Genomic DNA, 22,309 nt, shown 5'->3' on the forward strand with positions numbered 1-22,309 from the left:
TAAATCTGTAGGTAGAGCACAGTACCTGTCGGTGCACTTCCACGAATTTGATTGAGAAAGCTATTTTCGGATGAAGAATCCAATCCGCAATGTTGTCGTTGAATATAAGAACCGGCGTGCGCGCAAGAGCGGCAATGCGCTGTGGGGCAACCTTGATCTGAAGTCGATTGCACGGGAAGTGGAAGAAGATACCAAGGCGCCGACATCTGCCGATCAGGGGACAGCTCCCATCTCTCAAACGGACAATGAACCAGCTGCACCTATCCACGCGTCAACGCCACAGGTAGAAGCCAAGACTGCGCCGAAGATCCTCATTGCCAATATACCAGAACCTGTTGCCACAAAAGCGAGCATGGCCTCTCCAGAACCAGAAGCGCCTGCCACTGCCGAAGCCACAGTTTCACCAACTCCAGCCAAGAAAAAAGTCAATCCCAGCAGTCGCTTGAAGCCAATTGCTGACAAGCCGGTGAAAGCCAAGCCAGCTCCTAAAATCGTAGCTGACATTCTGGATGAACTGGCTGCGCTTGAGGCGGAGAATACTGCGTTAAAACGCCAACTGGCCCAAAAGCTCAACACCGAAAATCAAAAAATGCGGAAAATGCTCGTTCGCATTGAAACCCAGATCAAACTCTAAAGGCAGCTCGCCTTTACGACATGGTTTTCGGCTATTTACCGAGAACCGGTGATGGGCATGCTTTTTCCAGCCGGTCGGCTTTCCTCAAAGCTCCGGCTATCGCAGCCATAAGGGCTATGGCGAGGCCATAGATCAACAGTGTTGTTTGCAGGCCGAGATAAGGCATGGCGATGCCAGCCACAACAACAGGCATGCCAAAGGCAAGGTAGCTGAGCGTAAAGATCGAAGCGAAAACCTCACCTCGCTCGCTGACTGGTGTCAGTGGCACGATGCTCCGCAAACTGGCATAAAAACATGTTCCAAAGCCTGTTCCGGCGATGAAAAGCGCAATCAGATAGACAGTGATGTTGGATGAAAGAATACCAACGAGGGTGAAGATCGTTCCGACAGCAAGGCTGCTCGTGCCGTATAGCATAGTATTTCGCGGCGCGAATTTGCGCGCGACATAACTGGCAATCGCCCCACCAATGGACAAGAATGTGATGACGCTTGCTTGAGCGAGATAGTCATGGAAGTTGAAAATCTTGGACATGATGAGCGGCCCAAGAGCGAGGTAAAAGCCGCCGGTGGCCCATGCCGCAACAACAGCAGGCGCGCATTTCCAGAACATGTTCCTCACGCTTGATGGTAGTCCCAAGCGCGGTTGTAATGAGGTGAGTATTCCGCGATGGCGCGGTGAACTCTCAGGCAAGGTCCATATCATGACAGCCAGAACCAGGCTGACGAAGATAAGCCCACCAAAAGCGTAGCTTCGCGGCTGTTCGAACATGTCCATGATAAGGCCAGCTATCACAGCCCCAGCAGCCAATCCTAGAAGTGGTACAACGGAATTGCAGATTGCGGCTATGCCGGGAAACTTGCGCGGTTCAAAATCAACTACAGTTGCCGAGGATGCCGTTATCAAAAGTCCACAGGCGACACCTTGAACACATCTTGCAACCAACAATCCCGCAAGGCTTGTAGCTGTCATGAAGGCGAAGGCGGATAGGGCGAGAAGCAGGAAGCCGAGGGATAGAACCGGACGGCGGCCGATATAATCAGAACTTGCGCCAGCAACTAGGAGGGTGGTGAGTAAAGCGCCAGCATAGATAGCGAAAATACCCGTCATTGCAGCAGGCGAAAACCCAATCTCTTGCTGCAGCGCGGGATAAAAGGGAGAGGGCAAGCTTGCACTGGCCATCATGACAAATTGGCTGACCAAAGCAATCGCGAAGCCGGATCGTTCGCCGCTTGAGACGTGAATTTGATCGTTCGACATGGCTTTACCTGATGCAATCGCCTTGAAGCGACTGCGCAATGGTTCGATATTATTCGAACCATTTTCTACTATGAAACCGACGATGGTTCAACTATATTCGAACAATGACGGAAGAAATCTTATCTAACCCGGTTGATTTGCCTCATCCAGATCGCGATGAGATAGCGCTCGCTCAGGTGCTTTTTGCGCTTAGCGATCCGTCGCGTCTGGAGATCGTTCGGCAGTTGGATGGCGGTCCGTTGGAAATGGCGCGCTGCCATTTGAGCGATCCGAATGTACCGAAATCGACGCGTTCGCATCTGATGAAAGTGCTGCGTGAAAGCGGTGTGGTCTGGAACAAGCCGAACGGTCGTGGCCGTTTATTGTCGCTAAGGCGAGAAGAACTTGACCAACGTTTTCCGGGGCTTCTCGATGCAGTTCTCAATGCTGCAAAGGCGTGAGCCGATTTGAACATCGGCTCACCACATCGTCCAAAGTCTTAGACGGGTGGCGCGCTCTTCAGGCTGTCGTCTTTTTGATGTTAAAAAACGAGCCATTGAACGCAATCTCGCTGAGAGGCTTGCGTGGGCTCGGAATTTCACGCTTTTGCAGAATTTCCGAAAGCGTGGACTTATCGGCAATGCGGCCTATCGCTGCGATGGCTTCAATGGCGACATCGTCAGGTATTGCAAGCTCTGTCCGCGTTCGGTCGTGATCGAAGCCAGCCATCGCATGTGCATGCCAGCCCGATAAGGTCGCCTGGTAAGCAATCGCCGCCCACGCTGCACCTGTATCGAAGGAGTGTGTTGAGGAGGGCTGTGCTTCAGTAGCGTTGGGCGCTGTGAATGTTTTCTGAGAGGCAAGCACGACGAGTGCCGACGCATTTTGCGCCCAACTGCGATTGAAATCGTTGAGAAGCGAAAGAAGGCTTTCCCACTGCGGTGTGTCACGGCGGGCATAAATGAAGCGCCATGGCTGAGCATTATAGGCAGAAGGCGCCCACCGGCCAGCTTCGAGTATCGCTAGCAAATTGGCCTCGCTGATAGGTTCGGCGGTAAAGGCTCTCGGCGACCAACGCTGAAGAAATAAGGGCTCGATCTGATGATCTGCCGTGCGTGAATTAGCGGTAAGTCCCATGATCTGATCTCCGGCCAAAAAACAATATTTAGCTAAAGATACCGATCATTCGAAGGTCGGTTTTTCCATTAAAGTCGGTGAATGTAGAAATTCTGGCAAGGTAATTGAGAGCTCGTGGGGCGATTGGACGCCGTGTTGTTTTAAACCTAAAAACCAGAAGCTCTTTTTATCAGAGTGCAAGCGGACAGACCCTTATCCAGGCTCTTATTACGCGAAAAACGAAGCCAGTCCGGGCTTGCTTTATAATTGGCTGAAGCCTGCTGAACAGCGGGATGGCCAACTTTTCGCCGGGTTGCGAGGTGGTTGCCCGCGGGGGTTGGTCAAGCCGGATTCCCGTATCAAACAGTGGCGGACCTTCAGTTTAAGACGATTGGCGCATTCGATGTTATGTCGCCTTCACGTGTCGCGTTTCCAGCGGCGCAGGCAAAGGCAGGTCATAGACCGGGATACTGATGGCCAACGCAATTCTTGTCGAATGCATTGAAATGGATCGTCTTGTTCATGGGCGCCTCCGTTTCGTGACTTGCTGGAAACAAATCGCCATGGGAGGAGCATCGCACAAGCGACGCAGGAAAGGAAAAACGCCTGCACCTGTCTTAGGCTTCGGAGTGCACCGCCGCTGTTTCCTTTTTTAAAAGCAGCCCTTCAAGGAAAATACGAAATGTCTGGACAGCTTTTCCCGATATGATCTCCGGATCATCTGCATTGGCGATCCATTGAGCGGCACAACTGCTTGCCGCATTGATGAGCCGCGCACCAGCTTCCGGGTCGACATCGACAATAATGCCAGCCTTTTGTAGATCGGCGAGACTGCGGGCAACTGTTGCAATACAGCCATTGGCATTCGGCCAGCCGGATGGGTCGCCAAGCACCGCTGGCCCGTCTCTGAACATGATGCGCTGGATTTCCGGCTCGAGAGCCATCTGGACATAGGCAACATTCTCATCAACGAAACCCTGCCAAGGTGAGGCGGCCTGCGAAGAAATAGCGCAAAGTCTGTCGGTCATTTCGGCATCGATCTGGCTGATGACAGCTTGCAGAAGCCCCTTCTTGTCGCCGAAGTGATGATACAGTGCACCGCGCGTCAGACCGGCTGCGCCTGTGAAGTCATCCATTGAAGCATCCGCATAGCCGACCGTCCCGAATGCTTGACGCCCGGCTGCAAGCAGTTTTGCCCGGGTTTCCGCGATCATCTCGCTACGGGGTTTGCGCATATCATTCTCCAATTTTACCTACGATGCGTATATTAGTTGACATACGCCGCGTATCAACTAATTAATTAGCATACGCCACGTATGTAAGTGGTAAATCCTTATCATCAAGGAACACGTCCATGTCTAATCCTTATAGAGAGATTTTCCGGGCGCCGGGTGCCCTCGGATTTTCGGGCGCAGCAGGTTTTGCTCGTCTCCCAATGGCAATGGCCCCAATTGGAATTGTCGCTATGCTGTCTCTGACGCATGGGGAATATTGGCTCGGAGGCGCAGTTTCGGCGACATTCGCGCTGACCAACGCATTTCTGTCACCACAGATTTCAAGGGCTGTCGACAAATTTGGACAGCGGGCTGTCGTGGGGCCAGTCACTGTCATTTCGGTGGTCGCATTTATAGCGCTCATTCTGGCCGCCAATCAGAAATGGCCGAACTGGACGCTGTTTGCATCAGCCTTTCTGGCAGGTACTATGCCAAGTATACCTGCGATGGTGCGGGCTCGGTGGACGGAGATTTTCCGCGAAAGGCCTGAGTTGAACACGGCCTTTGCCTTTGAATCGGCAGCTGATGAGCTGGTCTATATCGCTGGCGCTTCACTCTCGGTTGGCCTGGCTGTCGCGTTGTTTCCAGAGGCCGGGATGCTGATCAGCACGGTTTTTCTCGCACTTGGCACTATTGCGTTCCTGGCGCAGCGCTCCACAGAGCCGAAGGTTCGTGCTTCTGATCAAGCCGGTCCACAGCGTTCTGCCATCCGGCTTCGGTCTGTTCAGATTATAACGCTTGCACTCGTCTTCGTTGGCTCAACCTTTGCGACGGCGGAAGTCAGTGCTGTGGCAATCACCAGAGAGCTTGGGCAGCCCAATATGGCAAGCCTGGTGATTGGTGTTTATGCCATCGGGTCTTTCGTCGTTGGGCTCACGCTCGGTGCGCTTAAGCCAAGAATTCAATTGCCGCTACAGCTACTGATCGCGGTCAGTGTACTTGCAGTTACGGCGGTACCACTTTTGTTTGCCAGCTCGTCGGTTACCGTGCTCGCACTGGCTGTGTTCGTCAGCGGTGTTGCCATTTCACCCACCTTCATCACTGCCTTTGGCCTTATCGAGCGAAGGGTGCCGGAAACCATGCTCACGGAAGGGATTACTTGGGTCATGACGGGGATTGGTATCGGGATGGCGCTCGGTGCATTTATCGCAGGCTGGGTAGTCGACAATTTTGGCGCTGCCAACGGCTTCTGGGTGTCGATTGTGGCGACCGTGACAACCGTTCTGATCGTCGGATTGGGACAGCGAGCCTTGTCTGGAGAACGCACAACATCGAGTGCCGATGTCAATTGCTTGGCTCAACCCGCCGAATAAAGCGGCTTGGGATTCACAACCTGCCCCTGACAGAAGAACTGTCGGGGGCTAATCATGTCAAGTTACGCGGCCTCTTTCAGCAAGAAAGTCGAGAAGTGCCCGAACCCTTGATGGCAACGGGCCACCTTGACCGATATAAACAGCATGGAACGCCTCTCGGTCATGCGGGTTTAAATGTTCCAGAACAGGCACGAGCTTTCCAGCGGCGATGTCGTCGCGAACCGTGAATTCGGTCAAGCGTGCAAGCCCCGTTCCACTGAGAGCCAGGCGCCGCACCGCTTCCCCATCACTGGCCTGAACGCGCCCGACCGTTGGGACGACGGTATTCTCACCGTTCTGGACCATCGGCCAACCATCTGTTGTGCGTATATATCCAAGACCGATGCGATTGTGCGAAGCAAGTTCTTCGAGCGTCTGCGGTGTGCCAAAGCGGGCAAGATATGCAGGCGCACCAACTACGATCAGCGATGTTTCACCAAGTTTGCGCGCAACGAGACTTGAACTCTTCAATGGTCCTGCCCGTACCGCCACATCAATCCGCTCAGTCAGCAAATCGACGACCGTATCGCTCAGCGTCAGATCAAGCGTAACATCTGGATAAAGTTCCAGAAATGCGGGTAAGATCGGTGCCAGAACATGCGTTGCATAGGATGGACTGGTACTGAAACGAATGCGGCCGACAGGCCTTTCGCCGACGCCTGCAATGCGTTCGGCGTCTTCAATATCGGCAAGAATCCGGGTTGCGCGCTCGTAGAATGCACATCCCTCAGGCGTAAGCTGAAGCGCGCGCGTTGAACGATTTATCAGGCGTGCGCCAAGCCGTGCTTCCAATCGGGCGACGAGCTTGCTGACAGCAGAAGGTGTCATCCGGCAAGCTCTTGCAGCCGCTGAAAAACCGCCTTGCTCCACAACGCTGGTAAAGACTTCCATTTCGCCGGAACGGTTGATCTCTGATCTAGCCATTGGTCTTCTAATTCACAAATGATTTGAATTGTTGCAATCTATATCACAGGTTGGCGGAGGTCTATTGTTTATTCATCAAGTGTTGCGGGGTTCATAGCGCCCCACCGTTTTGAAAGGTAAAACCTTATGGAGTATCGTTTTCTAGGACGTTCTGGGCTCAAAGTATCGACCTTGAGCTTTGGAGCGGGGACGTTTGGTGGAACTGGCCCCTTGTTCGGCGCGTGGGGAAACACAGATGTGAATGAGGCACGCCGCCTCATCGACATATGTCTGGAAGCTGGTGTCAATCTGTTTGACACCGCGGATGTTTATTCGAACGGAGCTTCGGAAGAAGTTCTGGGCGCTGCAATCCGTGGACGGCGCGACAGTGTCATTATCTCAACCAAAATGAGCCTGCCGGTTGGAGAAGGTCCCAATGATGCCGGTACGTCGAGATTTCGCCTGATACGTTCTGTGGAACAGGCACTAAAGCGGCTCGACACGGACTACATCGATCTTCTGCAACTTCATGCCTTTGATGCGCATACGCCAGTGGAAGAAGTCCTGTCCACGCTTGATATGCTCGTGCGGGCTGGCAAAGTCCGCTATGTCGGTGTGTCGAATTTTTCTGGCTGGCAGATCATGAAGGCGCTCGCTGTTGCAGATCGCTATGGCTGGCCGCGTTATGTTGCCAATCAGGTCTATTATTCATTGATCGGTCGGGATTACGAGTGGGATCTGATGCCGCTTGGTGCTGATCAGGGACTGGGCGCATTGGTCTGGAGCCCCCTTGGCTGGGGCCGATTGACCGGGAAAATCAGGCGGGGAGAGGCACTTCCTGAAGGCAGCCGTCTCCACGAGACGGCGAGCTATGGTCCGCCCGTGGAAACGGAGCATCTGTTCAATGTCATCGATGCATTGGAGATCGTTGCGGGAGAAGCTGGTAAAACGGTGCCGCAAGTGGCACTGAACTGGCTATTGTCGCGGCCGACTGTGGCTTCGGTTATCGTAGGTGCCCGGAATGAAGAGCAATTGCGCCAGAATCTTGGTGCCGTGGGCTGGTCATTGTCTCCCGAGCAGATTGCAATACTCGATGCAGCCAGCGCAGTTGCGGCACCATATCCGCATTTTCCCTATCAACGTCAGGCAGGTTTCGCCCAGATCAATCCGCCTCTTATCGCGGGATGAGACCTATCTGCGGGATAGTGTTTAAGTTGCATGTCACCTTAAGCGACAACGTCGCTTAAGGTGACGAAACGGAAGGATTATGCTATAGGAGCGTTAGCGGGCTTGGGACAATCGTTGAAACGCCACAGACGGGGAGGGTCATGGCGGACGAAAAACGAAGAAGTGTCCGGCAGCGCCTTGCTACAATCATCATTGCTGGGGTCGGCAGTGCTTTGGCGAGCGTTATTTCCTATGCGACTGCAATCTATGAAGCGGCCAACCCGAAGCCGTTGCAGGTTTTCACAGCGGGCGAAACGATAGATACCGGACGATGGAACATAACAGTTTCTAACGCGCGGTTGAGCACGTCGTCGCCCACGGGTCTTAAGCCGATTACACCCAAAAAATTCCTCATAGTCGACTTTGACGCTGCTAACCGCTCGGCTGCATCGGCATTTGTCCCAATGAAATTGCTGGCGCTCGACCCTCCTGTAACGGGGCTGGCCGATCCGACGATCTATCTTGCCCGTGATCGATTTGTTGCTGGTGCGATCCATCCGGGATTGGCGGAAAAGCTGACACTCGCCTGGGAAGTACCCATCGATGCGGCCTTACCGGATAAGATAAGACTATCGGTCGGAAGCCAGATATACAAAAAACGCGACAACCTCTATGGCGCATCCAACTGGCTTGATCGCGACCCGGTTGCCGCTGTCGAACTAAAGATTGCGGATGCCACATCCGGAGATAGTGAATGAGACGGGCGCTTCTCACCCTCATCGCCGTGGTTGTTACCATTGCTGGCTTATACGCTATGCAACATTCAACACCGTATTACAGCGACATCGTTTCAATGGTTAAAGTGAAGGGTGAACAGGGAAAGCCAGTCTCAACTGCCAAATTCACTATGGGAGTTGCAGAAGCTTATACGGCAGATCAACTGGTCACATCCAGCTTTGGGACCGAGCGCAATTACACCACGTCGGGCAAATGGCTGGTGCTGGAAGCTGCGGCCAAAGCGAACAAAGAGAGCATCAATCTGTTGTCGGCTTTGTGGCAGGGGCCGAGTGGTGCACAATATTCGATGAGCCAACGGATCACCAATGCGTGGGGGTTGCTTGGGTCTGAAAGGCTGGAGCCGGGCATTCCGAGACCTGTTCTCCTCATACTCGAGTTGCCGGAACGTGAGATCGAAGGCGGCTCCCTTCTCGTGGCAGAAAGCCTGATCACCCCGCTCGCGCAACAGGCTGAAATCCACGTCGGCCCTCCAAATGCGAACCACATCCACCCGTCGATCCTCATCAAGCGCGGTGGTCGCATTCAACCTTGGGGTTTGGAGGCGAGATGATTGTGGAACAAGTCCGGCGCGAGAAGAGAAATTTCTGGATCAGCTTCGCATTGCTGGTGCTATTCATTCCGCTTGCGGTTCTGGTCCATTCGCGCGGCGGCTATATAGAATGGGCGCAGAATAAATTGCGTCAGCCGATAATAGCCGAGCGCGGCGAAATGCCGGGCTATGCAGGTGCGAACTGGAGGCTTCTGGCGCTGACGCCTTTTCCCGGCGAGCTACCCCAGACCAATATGATTGTGGCGGAACTCGAACTCAATATTGATGATCCTGATCGGTTCAAGCAGGCAATGCCTTGCATTATTGCCCTGACGGATAGTCAAAGCCGAAGCTGGAGCCCGACCTTCCTAACGGATCGAGTATTGCAAAAGTTGAAACGCGATGCAGCTGAAAAGCAGCACTGTCTCAATCTGCTTCAAAGCGCGGATAAGGGAACTGTGCAAATCGTGGAAACATTCCTCGTTCCTGACGACGCCAAGGGTTTTACCATTGCGGTCTCTATGCGGGGCGAGCCGCAGCAGAGCCTGGTTTTGAAGTGACGCTCGATAAGCCGCCTGCAACGGAATATTCAAGTACGGCTGCCAGCAGCGCAACTCTCACTGCGTCAAGCACAATGCCACCGTCAAGCTCCGATGGGCTGCCGATGAGGATGACCAGAATATCGGAGATACGTTGCCAGGTCTCGATATCGTAAGGACCAAGAATATGGGTGGTGCCAAACCAGATCCACGCTCCGCCCCAGCTGATTACCTTATAAAACACGATGAAACTCAACAATGTTCCAAGACCCGCGCCGAAGACAAGCCGCAAACATGTCCAGACGGGTCGATATCGCGAGCGATATCCACCCAGATAATGGGCGATGAAATCTCGCAACCATCCTCGCAATGTAGTCACGCGCGAGGGAAGAGGAGGGATGATTGCTCGCTTCGCCGACAGATCATAACCATAAATAATGGAAGTCATCACCAACCAGACGAACGGCAGCAACGCATAGAAGAAGAGAGCCTGCGCTTGCTCGATGAAGCCCGGCTGGCGAAATTCAACAGGGACAAAATCCGGAGCCGCTGCATAAGCTTCTATTGAAAACCACAGCGCCTGAGCCTCAAGATACTCGAGGAACGACCCCGCTCCTAGCCATGCGATGAAATCGTCCTTCCATTTATCGAGGGCATAAAGGCCTATGAATATCCAGCTGGCGTCAGCGGCCACGATCAGCAGCCGGAGCCATGGCGATTGGGTTTTGTCGGCACCTTTTTTGGCAGCCCATCTGATGATCCAGCAAAGAACAATCGCCGCGATCAGACTGCGGGAGCGGACGAGGTCGAATATCTGGATTTTCTCCCCTAAGGCCACACGATCCAAAGCCAGACGGGAATATTCGCGGACTGTATCACCTAGGAACCCCCAGGCGGCATAATAGGCAAAGAACGGCAGAATCGCTGCGGCAGTCACCATAAGCATGCGGTCGCCGCGCTTGTCATCTTTTCGCGGTGACGCCCCCTTGGACGCGCTTTCACGCAAGCCCACTAACGCCGGCAGGCCGGGGCGCAAGACAGCAAACATCGTGACGAAGACAAGAAGCTTGACCAGAACAACCAGCGACAGGATAACCATGCCGCCCAATGGAAATCTGAGTCCAGTCGCAACTGCCGCATTCATCAGCAAGTCACGCGCAACAAAGCCAACCGCGCCAATCAAAAGCAGTTGCGGCCAAAATCTAACCAGAAGCCGTCCCATCTGCGAAAGCAGGCCATCAATGTCTTTAAACATTGTCATTTCAGCAGTGTAACTGCAAGTTCTACATCGCTCAACCATAAATATATACTTTATTTTGCGTCCATGTGGGCGGGCGCCTCGTGTTTTCCCGGTGCTTTGCAAACAAATGATTGCTCGCTATTTCAGCGATTTCCTGTTCGCTTTGCCAGCTCTGTTATCACGTTTGTGTTGTTATTCTGCTGGTCAAGAATTGAAGAGCACGCATTGGGCAAACGGTAAATCCAACGAGTGAACGAGCAGGGTGGTTAGTCATGTCAAACACCACCACTTCCGTACGAATTATCGCGCGAGAAAACAGGAAAACCATTGTGCGGGCTGTTCTGAAAGACGAGTTAAGGTCTGAACCGTGGCAGCGGGTTCTACTGCTGCAAGGCCCCGTGGGACCTGCTTTCTATCGACTTCGTAAATGCTTGAAACAGCAGAGTTTTCATTGTTTTCAGGTGGTGTTTAATCCGGGAGATCGGCTGTTCGCGGGGGTCTTGGGCAATACGTTGATCTATCGCGGAAATATGGATGGTCTCGAAGCTTGGCTTTGTGCTCAGGCAGTAGAAAAGAAAATCACCCATATGGTTCTCTTCGGATCAGAACGACCGGTTCACGTCGTTGCGCGCCTGGTCGGCGAAAGATTAGGACTAACCGTCATTTCCCTTGAGGAGGGGTATATACGCCCCGGTGCAATCACACTGGAGTTCGGTGCAAACAACGCATTTTCACCAATTGCGGGACAGCTTCCACCAAGCCACTATCGGAGCGATGCCGAGGTTTCTTACACCGCGCATCGTGGGCAATTTTCCGCCATGTGCATCTATGGAGGCCTCTATTACGGGTTTGTTACACTCTTTGGGAGGCGCAGACAAAGGCGGCTTTTGCACCGCGAGATCAATGCGGTTCAAGAGATTTTGGGCTGGACCAAAAACTTCCATCGTTGGTTTTGGGGGCAGTCAAGGAATAGCGCCGTCATTGAGCGACTGCTGGAGCACAATGTGGGGCAGTACTTTGTTGTAGCGCTTCAGGTCTCTCAAGATACACAGTTGAAGTGTGCTGCTCGAGGGTGGAACAACACGCGTCTGATCTCCGAAGTGCTTGATAGTTTCGCTGCGACGGCTCCGAACGGGCTTCGGCTGGTTTTCAAAATACATCCGCTTGAGCGCGGTCATGACAATGATCGGCACCGGATAGACGAACAAGCGAGCCGGCTTGGCATCAGGGATCGCGTCGATATTGTCGATGTTGGGTCAATCGGTTATCTGACGCGCCATTCCGCGGGCATGATCACCATCAATAGTACCTCCGGTTTCTCGGCGATCCACCACGGCGTTCCTCTGCTGGTGATTGGAGATGCGGTTTATGCGAATAAAGACATCGCTACTTGTGCGTTTGGAAACCCGGATTTTGATAGCTTTTGGAAAGGTGGACCGGTAGCTCACGCACGACTGCGAAAACGCTACATTTCCTGGGTTCGGACGTGTTGCTTACGACCCGGTGATTTTTTCACCGCACACGGCATTGAAGCAAGCTGCAAGGCTATCGTCGATGCGATCCGCTCGTCTGCGGTCCGGCATGACGTTTTAAGGGATGCAGCATGATGATCAAGTTTGCACGCCTTATAGTCGCTTCTGTGGCTATATCCGGTCTGGCGGGATGCACCGCTGTACCTGGCAGTGGGCCGCTAACATCAGCGGTCGGCACTGAGACAACAAACAAAGCCGACCATCAAAACTACTCTGTCCTACCGCTCAATACAGCCATCCTGTCCTACCTGAGAAACTATCAATTCAATGGCATTCCGGACAGCTTCAAGGGCAAACTTGGCAACAGGCAGTCGATGACAATCGGTGCTGGTGATGGGCTTGCCGTGAATATCTGGGAAGCGGCCCCCGACGGGTTGTTTTCGACAGCGGAGAAAAAGAGCGCAACTCTTCAACTTGTCGTGGACGAGCGAGGAATGGTCTTCATTCCCTATGTCGGACAGGTACACGCTGCGGGACAAACCACAGAATCCCTACGCAGATCGATAGAAGCGGGCCTGAAAGGGAAGGCCGCAGAGCCGCAGATACAGGTTCTCGTCAGCGAAAATCGAAGCAAAGTGCTGATTGTTGTGGGGGATGTGGCAAGTCCCGGTCCATTTCCAGTGCCCCTGCGTGGACTAAAACTTCTGGATGCGGTGGCGCTCGCAGGTGGAACCAAAAAAGCCATGTTCGAAAGCACTGCGACCGTGACACGTGGCTTAACAAGTGCAACCGTGCGACTTGAAGATGCCGTCAGCCATCCGAGTGATAATATCTGGCTTGCATCCGGCGACAACATAACCGTAACGCACCAGCCGCGAACTTTCTCGGCGTTCGGCGCGGTGAAAAGTAGTCAGCTTGTAGCGTTCCCTTCCGAAAAGCTGGTTCTATCAGAAGCGCTGGCGCAAGTGGGCGGTCTGAGTGACAGAGCTGCCGATGCCGGTGGTGTCTTTATCTTCAGGTTCGAACCTCATGATCTTGTGCAACAGATGATAGGTAAGCGGGCTGACCTTTTGCCAACGGATGATATGCGACGCGTGCCAGTCATCTACCGGCTTGATTTCAACAAGCCGGAATCCTTCTTCCTTTCCCAGTCGTTTCAGATGCGAGACAAGGATGTCATTTATGTCGCAAATCATCCCGCCGCGGAGTTGAGCAAATTTCTGTCACTGATCGTTTCACCGCTTCTCGGCACAGCCCGAACAGCACAGGTGATTGGAGAATGAACGGTTTCTGCAAGGCCGAATGAACAAAGAGATAAATCAGCGCTTCCATATTCCGGTTTTGAACGGAAACGCTCCGACGATTGATGTGGGGGCACATGAAAGTACTAACGGTCTTCGGCACTCGACCCGAAGCGATCAAGATGGCACCGGTGGTGCGGCGTCTTTCTGACACCGAGGGGTTCCAGGCACGCTTATGCGTGACGGCACAGCATAGGCAGATGCTGGATCAGGTCCTTCAGCTTTTTGATCTGACACCGGATTATGACCTCGACATCATGAAACCAGGTCAAACGCTCGGCGACATCACGAGCGCTATTCTGCATGGCATGGATGCGGTGTTCGATGATTTTTCGCCCGATATTGTGCTGGTTCACGGCGACACGTCCACGACCTTTGGCGCAAGTCTGGCGGCCTATTATCACCGCACCGCTATTGGCCATGTTGAGGCGGGTTTGCGGACCGGCAATCTTTATTCTCCATGGCCGGAGGAAGCCAATCGTAAACTGACAGGCGCATTAGCTGCTCTTCATTTTGCGCCCACGGAAAGTGCGCGCACAAACCTGCTGTTGGAAGGTATTCCGGCACGTACCATCACAGTGACCGGGAACACCGTCATTGACGCACTGGTCCACACAGAACAGCTTTTTGCACATGATACAAAGCTGGACAGCACTATGCGTCGACGCTTCGACTTCCTACGCCCGAAGGCGCGGCTTGTGCTTATAACCGGCCACCGGCGAGAAAATTTTGGCACTGGTTTTGAGAACATCTGCGAAGCAATATGCGATTTGGCACGCCGTTTCCCGGATGTCGATTTTGTCTATCCGGTGCACCTGAACCCCAGTGTCCGCGAGCCTGTAGGGCGACTTCTTTGCGGGGTTTCAAATATTTACCTGATTGAACCACAGGACTATTTGCCTTTCGTCTGGCTGATGAAGCGCTCCTATCTGATATTGACGGACTCTGGCGGTGTCCAGGAAGAAGCGCCCACATTCGGCAAGCCAGTCCTTGTGATGCGCGAGACAACCGAACGACCTGAAGCTGTCGCGGCTGGCACCGCGAAACTGGTCGGCGCCGACAGAAATCGCATTTTTGATGGGGTCAGCGAGCTGCTTCGTGATCCAGAAATCCACATGCAAATGGCAACGGCACAGAACCCCTACGGGGACGGTCTGGCATCGATTGCCATCGTCAAAGCCCTCCAAAATTATTCGACTGGTCTTGGTCGCAAACATGCCTCTGCACTGCTTTCCTGACAGGACCACTTTCATGCAGCGTTCCTTTGCCTATGAAACCCTATCTGTAATCGGCCTTGGTTACATCGGACTTCCCACTGCCACAGTCTTTGCCCAACATGGGCTCAAGGTTCAGGGCGTTGATGTCAATGCTTCTGTCGTAGCTACAATCAATAGGGGTGAGGTCCATATTGTCGAACCCGGTCTCGACGAATGCGTCAGGCAAGTAGTGCTGAATGGCTATCTTCGTGCCTCCACGGTAGTCGATCCCGCAGATGCCTTTTTGATTGCCGTGCCAACGCCTTTCATCGGACACGGCCACGAGCCGGATTTATCTTATATTGAAGCGGCAGCACGCGCTATCGCTCCTGCGTTGAAGGCGGGAGATCTCGTCGTTCTGGAGTCGACATCACCTGTTGGTGCAACGCAGAGAATGGCGGAATGGCTGGCTGAATCCAGACCCGATCTGACATTCCCACAGGATGCCGGAGAAACTTCCGACATTAGGATTGCGCATTGTCCTGAACGAGTCCTGCCCGGCAGGGTTCTGGAAGAACTCGTACATAATGACCGCATTATTGGCGGCATCACACCACTATGCGCAGCCGCTGCGCGAGCGCTCTACAAAGTGTTTGTCACAGGTGAGTGTATCGCCACGGACGTGCGCACAGCCGAAATGTGCAAGCTCGCTGAAAACGCTTTTCGCGACGTGAATATTGCCTACGCAAATGAACTTTCGCTGATTTGCGACCGCAGTGGGATCGATATCTGGGAGCTTATCCGGCTGGCCAATCGTCATCCAAGGGTCAATATTCTCCAGCCCGGTGCAGGGGTCGGAGGGCATTGCATTGCTGTCGATCCTTGGTTCATCGTTGCCGGAGCGCCTGATCTGGCGCATCTGGTGCGTACAGCCCGCAATGTGAACAATGCGAAGCCGGAATGGACCTTGCAAAAGCTTCGAACCGCAGCTGCAAGCTTTACGTTGGCTCATGAGGGTCGAAAGCCCATGATTGCCGTCTGTGGACTTTCTTTCAAACCGGATATCGATGATCTGCGCGAAAGCCCTGCGCTGGAAATAGCGATCGAACTCCATGAAGAGTTTGGGGACCAAGTAATCATTGTCGAACCCAACATCGAAAAGCTTCCACCGCGTCTGTCAACGGCCCGCCTTGTGAACATCGCAACGGCTGCGGATGAGGCCGACATATTGCTGGTTCTGGTCGGCCACCGGCAGTTTCAAATCCTTGCAGAGAAATCCTTACGCTCCGACCAGCACATCATCGATGTGGTGGGATTGTTGGCGAACCAAAGAGTTCTTGCGCCCGCAAAGGTGCTTGAGACTGCGCTTGAAGGTTGAGCCCTTAGCATGACACTTCAATCAGCAGATATGACTGAACAAGCAATAGCAACCGGGATTACGGACGCCGTGCCGTTGCCCGATCTGCATGACCGCATTATGGAAGCCTATCTAGGGCAGCTTGGCAAAGAGTTTGCCCAATCCACGCGCGAGCGCATCCACTGGATATGTGCTCGTGCTACAGGTATGCGCATTCTCGATGTCGGCTGTAGTCAGGGCATCACGTCCATTCTACTTGGACGGGAACGACGTTCCGTCATTGCTCTGGATATTTCAAAGAGATCAATCGACGAGGCGCGCCAGTTCATTGCGCGTGAGCCATCGCACGTCCAGAAAAGCGTCAAGTTTATTCATGGCGATTTCATAGGCACGGATTTCGGAGCCGAAACATTCGACACCGTCATCATGAGCGAAGTGCTGGAGCATTTGACGAAGCCGGATGAATTCGTCACCGCTGCGGCACGATTACTCAATGAAGACGGAACCCTCATTGTCACCGTGCCCTTTGGCGTCAATGACTGGCCAGACCACAAGCATACATTCTACCTGCTCGCACCGTGGCGCCTGCTCTCGACACATTTTGACATCAAGGAAGTGAGGTTTTTCGGCAAATGGATTGGCTTTACCGGTCGAAAGCGCGAAGAAACGCGTGATCTGGATGAAATGCCGCCCGAGGCATTGCTTCTGGAAGTGGAGCAAGCCTTTCAACAAGTTGAACGTGATCTGATCGCTAAATCGGGCACGTTGACCACCAAGATCAATAAGCTGAAGACCCGGCTGCAAGCAGTCAGCGATCAGAACGATACCTTGATCGACACTATATCGCAGGCGGAGATTATTCAGCTGCTCGCGGAGGAGCGAATTGCGGCGCTGAATGCAGAAATACATCTCCATCGAAGCAAAGACGCAGAGATAGCCGATAATGTCGATCTGCTGGAAGACAGCTTGCAGAAGGCAAAGCTGGAAAGAGCAGCGTCTGCCCAAGATATAGCCCGCTTGTCGGCTGAACATGCAGCTCTTGAAACTTTGACGGAACGTTTCAGACGTGAAGCTGAGCAGCTCGCCGGAACGTTGGAAACCGAGCGGCGCGAGCGGCTCGTGGCTGAGAAAAAGGTTATTTTGGCAGAAGGTCGCCTTGAGGCGGTCGAGACGCTGCTGAAGGAAGCCAGTGAACGCCTCACTACACAGACAAACGAGACGAATATTGCGACGGGCCGTTTAAAACAGCTGCGCGCCGAACGCGACGATCAGGATCAGGAAATCACACGTCTCTCTGGCGAACTGGAAGCGGCGCTTGCGATCGTCAGTCAGGGAAAGGCCGAGCTTGAGCTGTTTGCGAAGTTGCAGGAGAGCGAGCGGTTCCAGCGTCGGGTTCTCGAAAGTAAAATTGGCGAACTGCAAATTGAGCTTACAGGCAAGGATGAGAAAATCGCGTCGCTGTCGTCCAGCCTGACCGATGCTGAACATAGTTTGTTGCGATTGCGTACCGATGCGGTGCAACGAAAACTCGTTCACGATCAGACCCAAAAGGAACTGGAAGCCGAAAGAGGTTTGCATCAAGCCACATCCGGCAGGCTTGAAGCTGCGCAGTTGGACATACGCAGCGGCGGAATACGCTATGAAGAATTGCAACGACAGGTTCAGCGCTCCAGCGCTCACATCATGACGCTGCAAAACAAGGTCGATGCTGCTGAACGGGCGCGAGTTTTGGCGGAGGCAAAGACGCTGCGGACGCGCAATATGATTTCGTTCCAGCTCGGCTTTGCGCTTATTCAGGCGAGCAAATCCTGGCAGGGTCTTGCGCTTTTGCCGCAGCGTCTTCGGGATATATCAAAAGACGCCAGGCGGCGCGCCAAGGGTGATTTGAAACCCGCCCGGTTGGTTCCCGCAGCGCCCAAGCTGCCCTCAATCACCTTCGAAAAGGCGGGCTATAGTGCTCAACAACTCAAGGCATTGAAAATTGCCTGCATCATGGACGACTTCACCTATGCGTCTTACGAGAATGAAGCCGTTCTACTGCAACTAACGCCAGCCGACTGGCGTGAGCAACTTGAGGCCTTCTTGCCTGAAATCCTGTTTGTTGAATCTGCCTGGCGCGGAAAAGATGAGCTGTGGGGCAATCAGGTCGGGCATCGCAGCAACCATTTGGTCGAGCTGGTGGAGTGGTGCAGGCATCGAAAAATACCGACCGTTTTCTGGAATAAGGAAGATCCCGTCCATTACGAGACATTCCTGAACACGGCCGTGCTGTTCGATCATGTGTTCACGACAGATATTGATTGTATCGGGCGCTATAAAGCAGCGCTTGGACATGACAATGTCTGGCTCCTGCCTTTTGCCTGCCCCACAAATCGCTTCAATCCGATTGAAATCTATGCTCGCGAACAGGCCTTCTCCTTTGCGGGTGCCTATTATGCCCGTTACCCCGAACGCAACGGAGATCTGGCGAGTATCATTTCGGCGCTAGCCGAAAATCATAAAGTGGCAATCTATGACCGCAACTACGGACAGGATGACCCACGCTATCAGTTCCCACCAGAGTTTCAGCCCTTCATTGTGGGGCATCTTCCCTACGATCAGATCGAAAGAGCCTATAAGGCCTACACGCATGCTATCAACATGAATTCGATCAAACAGTCGCAAAGCATGTTCGCGCGACGAGTTTACGAGCTGCTTGGAAGCAATACAGTTACGATCAGCAACTTTTCACGTGGAGTACGTAATCTCTTCGGCGACTTGGTGATTTGCAGCGATAATGGTGCGGAAATCATCCGGCGACTTGATGGTATTGCCAATGAAACAATGGAGCGGAAATTCAGGCTGGCAGGACTGCGCAAGGTCTTGAGTGAACACACGATGCAGGATCGCCTCGCTTACGTTGCTTCAAAGGCGTTGCGCACCCAACCGGCCCAACTGCTCCCGGATATTCTGGTGGTCGCATATGCGGACGACCGCGAGGCATTTGATCGGATACGGGCGAGTTTTCAGCGTCAGGCCTACCGGCAAAAGCGCCTTCTGATTATCACTAACGGCTTTGAAGTCGGACCGCAGGAGAAAGATATAGTCCATGTGGTTGACAGTGCACGTCTTTTGGAAACGCGTTTCACTTCGCTTGCCGGCAACACCCGTTACGTCGCGGGTATGATTGCGGTGGATTATTATGGTCCTAACTATCTGACCGATCTTGCGCTGGCGACACGCTATTTCGATGGCGAGGCCATCGGTAAGCGTGACCATTACTATGCGCAGGATTCAGCCGATGGGATCAGTTTGAGCGACACCGGCCAACGCTATCGTCCCGGTAAAACGGTGATGGCAAAGGCGGCGCTGATCGCGGTCTCGGTCATTGAAAATGAAGCGGTTTGCGATTGGATCGCGGGTCTTCATCAGAAGGTTATTACTGTTGATCGCGCGCTGTTTGTCGACGAATTCAATTACTGTGAGAACGGAACATCGGCGACCGAAACTGCCCTGAAACTGGTTGACGATGCGAGTTTCGATATGGGCCTCAGCATGGAGTCCCTGATCGCTCATGCTGAGGCAATCAAGCCCGATGCAATGCCGGCGGGAGCAGATTCCGCGATTGCTGCGCCGGAACTGGCTGGCCTTTTCAAGACATCAGGCAGCGAATGTCTGACACTGGTGGTTGAAGGTCAGAGCTGGCACATGTCGTCAACCTTGCCTGATGGCAAGCATGAATATGTTTATGCCGCCAAAGAACTGGAACCGGCAGCGCTCGGCTTTTCCGGCATTGCAAAATTCCATCTGGAAACGACCCCGGGACTAAATGTCCAGTGCGTGCTGGTTTATCTCGACGCAAAGAAGCAGAAGCTCAGCCACGAAATATTCCATGCCAACCAGAACGCCACTTGCACCCTGCCGGAAGGTGCAGCCCTCATTCGTATCGGCTTGCGCCTTTACGGTCCTGGAACCGCTGAAGTCAAAAGGCTTTTCAAAGGCCACAAAGCAATGGTGCCAGGCACGCTTCTTGGGAAAGCGCGCCACCTCGTTCTGACCAACCACTATCCCCGCTATGACGACCTCTATCGGAATGGCTTCGTGCACAGTCGGATTAAGCACTATTTCAAGCACGGTGTGCCTGTCGATGTCTTCAGGTTTCAGACGAGTAGCGCTCTCGGCTATCACGAGTTCGAAGATGTTGATGTGACAACAGGTGGTGCGGAAGCGTTGGACAAGCTGATTAGCGACCGGCAGTTTGATAGCGTTGCCGTGCATTTTCTTGATCCGGCAATGTGGCAGGTGCTGGAACGCCATATCGATCGGGTCAGGGTCAATGTCTGGATTCATGGTGCGGAAATTCAGCCCTGGCATCGCAGAGAATTCAATTTCCGCAATGATATGGAGCGACAGGCAGAAAAGGCCAAAAGCCAGCAGAGGCTCGAGTTCTGGCAGACGCTACTGGCTAAGCAGCATGACAATCTGCACATCATCTTTGTGTCGAAGAACTTTTCTGAAGAGGTGATGGAAGATCTGGGGTTCCGCCTTGCAGAATGGCGATATTCCATCATTCACAATCCGATTGATACAGAGCTTTTCGCTTATCGCAAGAAAGACATTTCTCACCGCCAGCGGATTCTGTCGATCAGAACCTACGCTTCCAAGAAATATGCCAATGACTTGTCCGTTGGCGCCATACTGGCACTGAAGGATGAGCCGTTCTTTTCGGCTCTTGAGTTCCGCTTGATTGGCGACGGGCAACTCTTCGACGAGGAAACCCAACCTCTTCAGGGCTTCAAGAATGTTTTTCTGGAAAAGCGCTTTGTCTCCCATACGGAAATTGTCGCACTTCAGGAAAATTACGGGGTTTTCTTGACGCCGACGCGATGGGATTCGCAAGGTGTTTCCCGGGATGAAGCAATGTCTTCTGGGCTCGTGCCGGTTACGACCGGAATATCCGCCATACCCGAATTTCTGGACGAAACCTGCGGTTATCTGGCCAAACCAGAAGATGCTGCCGGACTGGCAACGGCTATCGCCGATTTATACAAACATCCGCAGAAATTCCTGGATATGTCGAAGGCCGCAGCCAAACGCGTTCGCAACCAAAGCAGCGCTGACGAGATCATTCGTCAGGAGCTGACTCTGATCTGCGGCCTCCATGCGGAGGTTTCGTCTTGACCCCACAACGGTCCATCTTCTCCGGTCTCAAGATTGCCCTGATTGCCGATGAACCGACACGGACCTGCCTGTCGCACGAATGCCGGGTGATGAACCTCACCTATTGGAACAGCCTCTATGTTTTCGACCATTGGAAGCCCGATCTTCTGCTGGTTGAATCCGCGTGGGAGGGTTTCTGGGGTAGCTGGCGCTATGGTATTGCTTCCTACCCTGATCATCCGGAACGTAGCAATGCGGTGCTGGATTGTCTGGTAGGGCGTGCACGGGATGGAAATGTCCCGACCGTGTTTTGGAACCGCGAGGACGGCGTACATTTTGATCGTTTTCTCGCTTCGGCAAGTCTGTTCGAGCATATCTTCACTGTCGATGAAAACACGATTCCACTTTATCGGGCGGCACTTAAAGACACGGTAACGCTCGACGTATTGATGTTCGCCGTTCAACCCGCAATCCACTATCCGGCGCGGATTGAACCAGATCGCCGACTTGCTTTCGTCGGCAGCTATAGCCGACATCTCCATACTCATCGTCGCCAATGGCAGGATATGGCATTTGAGGCTGCTAATGAGATTGGCTTGACGGTCTATAACCGCAATTCCAATCGCCGGTCAGCACAATACCGCTTTCCGCAGCGGCCTTGGATTAACGTCAAAAAGGCGATTGCCCATACACGAACAGCCGATGTCTATCGCCGTCATATTGCCTGCCTCAATGTCAATACGGTCGATAATTCCCGAACCGCCTTTTCAAGGCGTTTGGTCGAGATCATCGCCAGTGGCGGCCTCGCCGTGACAAACACCACCCCCGCCGTTATTCGCCATTTCCGGGATTTCTGCGAAATGGTTGACGACGAGGAGCAAGCGCGCGCTTTGTTCAACAGGCTTTCCCGGGATGGTTGGTCTCCCACAGATCGCGAACGTATTCGCGCAGGGAGCGATCACGTGCTCCGGCATCACACGTGGAAGCATCGCCTCGGGCAAATCATGGATCGAGTTAACTGAAAGGGCCCCGGCTTTGAAAAGATTGGGGTTTCT

General features: G+C 53.4%; 18 protein-coding genes. 13 read left to right on the forward strand and 5 right to left on the reverse strand.

The window, feature by feature from the left end:
* Positions 1–70: 70 nt before the first annotated feature.
* Positions 71–634, forward strand: coding sequence for a hypothetical protein (locus FGI60_RS12960; protein ID WP_138785547.1), 564 nt, complete (start codon positions 71–73; stop codon positions 632–634).
* Between the two features lie 31 nt (positions 635–665).
* Here FGI60_RS12960 and FGI60_RS12965 read toward each other — a convergent pair whose 3' ends face one another.
* Positions 666–1,931, reverse strand: coding sequence for an MFS transporter (locus FGI60_RS12965; RefSeq protein ID WP_210238440.1), 1,266 nt, complete (start codon positions 1,929–1,931; stop codon positions 666–668).
* 65 nt (positions 1,932–1,996) lie between these two features.
* Here FGI60_RS12965 and FGI60_RS12970 point away from each other — a divergent pair, with 65 nt between their 5' ends.
* Entirely contained in the window at positions 1,997–2,332 is a 336-nt protein-coding gene (locus FGI60_RS12970) for an ArsR/SmtB family transcription factor (protein WP_138785548.1), read from the forward strand.
* 58 nt (positions 2,333–2,390) lie between these two features.
* Here the strand turns inward: FGI60_RS12970 and FGI60_RS12975 are convergent, their stop codons facing one another.
* Positions 2,391–3,008: a nitroreductase family protein gene (locus FGI60_RS12975; RefSeq protein WP_138785549.1), complete on the reverse strand. Its 618-nt coding sequence runs from the start codon at positions 3,006–3,008 to the stop codon at positions 2,391–2,393.
* A gap of 596 nt (positions 3,009–3,604) precedes the next feature.
* A complete protein-coding gene (locus FGI60_RS12980) occupies positions 3,605–4,222 on the reverse strand; it encodes a TetR/AcrR family transcriptional regulator (RefSeq protein WP_171058767.1) in 618 nt (205 codons plus the stop codon).
* 119 nt (positions 4,223–4,341) lie between these two features.
* On the opposite strand from FGI60_RS12980, the gene FGI60_RS12985 reads away from it, so the two are divergent.
* On the forward strand, positions 4,342–5,574 hold the full coding sequence (locus FGI60_RS12985; protein ID WP_138785550.1) for an MFS transporter: 1,233 nt from the start codon (positions 4,342–4,344) through the stop codon (positions 5,572–5,574).
* Between the two features lie 57 nt (positions 5,575–5,631).
* On the opposite strand, the gene FGI60_RS12990 is transcribed toward FGI60_RS12985, so the two are convergent.
* Positions 5,632–6,537: a LysR family transcriptional regulator gene (locus FGI60_RS12990; protein WP_138785551.1), complete on the reverse strand. Its 906-nt coding sequence runs from the start codon at positions 6,535–6,537 to the stop codon at positions 5,632–5,634.
* Between the two features lie 126 nt (positions 6,538–6,663).
* On the opposite strand from FGI60_RS12990, the gene FGI60_RS12995 reads away from it, so the two are divergent.
* The 4 genes from FGI60_RS12995 (at position 6,664) to FGI60_RS13010 (ending at position 9,570) form a co-directional block, all read left to right on the forward strand.
* Complete coding sequence (locus FGI60_RS12995; protein WP_138785552.1) at positions 6,664–7,704, forward strand: aldo/keto reductase; 1,041 nt, start codon at positions 6,664–6,666, stop codon at positions 7,702–7,704.
* A 140-nt stretch (positions 7,705–7,844) separates the two neighbouring features.
* Entirely contained in the window at positions 7,845–8,441 is a 597-nt protein-coding gene (locus FGI60_RS13000; protein ID WP_138785553.1) for a hypothetical protein, read from the forward strand.
* Entirely contained in the window at positions 8,438–9,031 is a 594-nt protein-coding gene (locus FGI60_RS13005) for a hypothetical protein (RefSeq protein ID WP_138785554.1), read from the forward strand. Before FGI60_RS13000 ends, FGI60_RS13005 begins: the two co-directional genes overlap by 4 nt.
* Entirely contained in the window at positions 9,028–9,570 is a 543-nt protein-coding gene (locus FGI60_RS13010) for a hypothetical protein (protein WP_138785555.1), read from the forward strand. The genes FGI60_RS13005 and FGI60_RS13010 overlap by 4 nt, the downstream gene beginning before the upstream one ends.
* On the opposite strand, the gene FGI60_RS13015 is transcribed toward FGI60_RS13010, so the two are convergent.
* On the reverse strand, positions 9,530–10,810 hold the full coding sequence (locus FGI60_RS13015; protein ID WP_138785697.1) for a hypothetical protein: 1,281 nt from the start codon (positions 10,808–10,810) through the stop codon (positions 9,530–9,532). The genes FGI60_RS13010 and FGI60_RS13015 overlap by 41 nt on opposite strands.
* Positions 10,811–11,061: 251 nt before the next feature.
* Between FGI60_RS13015 and FGI60_RS13020 the strand changes: the two genes are divergently transcribed.
* The 6 genes from FGI60_RS13020 (at position 11,062) to FGI60_RS13045 (ending at position 22,276) form a co-directional block, all read left to right on the forward strand.
* Positions 11,062–12,396: a capsular polysaccharide export protein, LipB/KpsS family gene (locus FGI60_RS13020; RefSeq protein WP_138785556.1), complete on the forward strand. Its 1,335-nt coding sequence runs from the start codon at positions 11,062–11,064 to the stop codon at positions 12,394–12,396.
* A complete protein-coding gene (locus FGI60_RS13025) occupies positions 12,393–13,544 on the forward strand; it encodes a polysaccharide biosynthesis/export family protein (RefSeq protein ID WP_138785557.1) in 1,152 nt (383 codons plus the stop codon). The genes FGI60_RS13020 and FGI60_RS13025 overlap by 4 nt, the downstream gene beginning before the upstream one ends.
* Before the next feature lie 95 nt (positions 13,545–13,639).
* Entirely contained in the window at positions 13,640–14,800 is a 1,161-nt protein-coding gene (wecB, locus tag FGI60_RS13030; protein ID WP_138785558.1) for a non-hydrolyzing UDP-N-acetylglucosamine 2-epimerase, read from the forward strand.
* A gap of 13 nt (positions 14,801–14,813) precedes the next feature.
* A complete protein-coding gene (wecC, locus tag FGI60_RS13035; RefSeq protein WP_138785559.1) occupies positions 14,814–16,136 on the forward strand; it encodes a UDP-N-acetyl-D-mannosamine dehydrogenase in 1,323 nt (440 codons plus the stop codon).
* A 30-nt stretch (positions 16,137–16,166) separates the two neighbouring features.
* Complete coding sequence (locus tag FGI60_RS13040) at positions 16,167–21,275, forward strand: methyltransferase domain-containing protein (protein WP_171058768.1); 5,109 nt, start codon at positions 16,167–16,169, stop codon at positions 21,273–21,275.
* Entirely contained in the window at positions 21,272–22,276 is a 1,005-nt protein-coding gene (locus FGI60_RS13045; protein ID WP_210238441.1) for a CgeB family protein, read from the forward strand. Before FGI60_RS13040 ends, FGI60_RS13045 begins: the two co-directional genes overlap by 4 nt.
* Positions 22,277–22,309 lie beyond the last annotated feature (33 nt).

The organism is Brucella haematophila (genome assembly GCF_005938105.1).
In the GTDB taxonomy this organism is placed as follows: domain Bacteria; phylum Pseudomonadota; class Alphaproteobacteria; order Rhizobiales; family Rhizobiaceae; genus Brucella; species Brucella haematophila.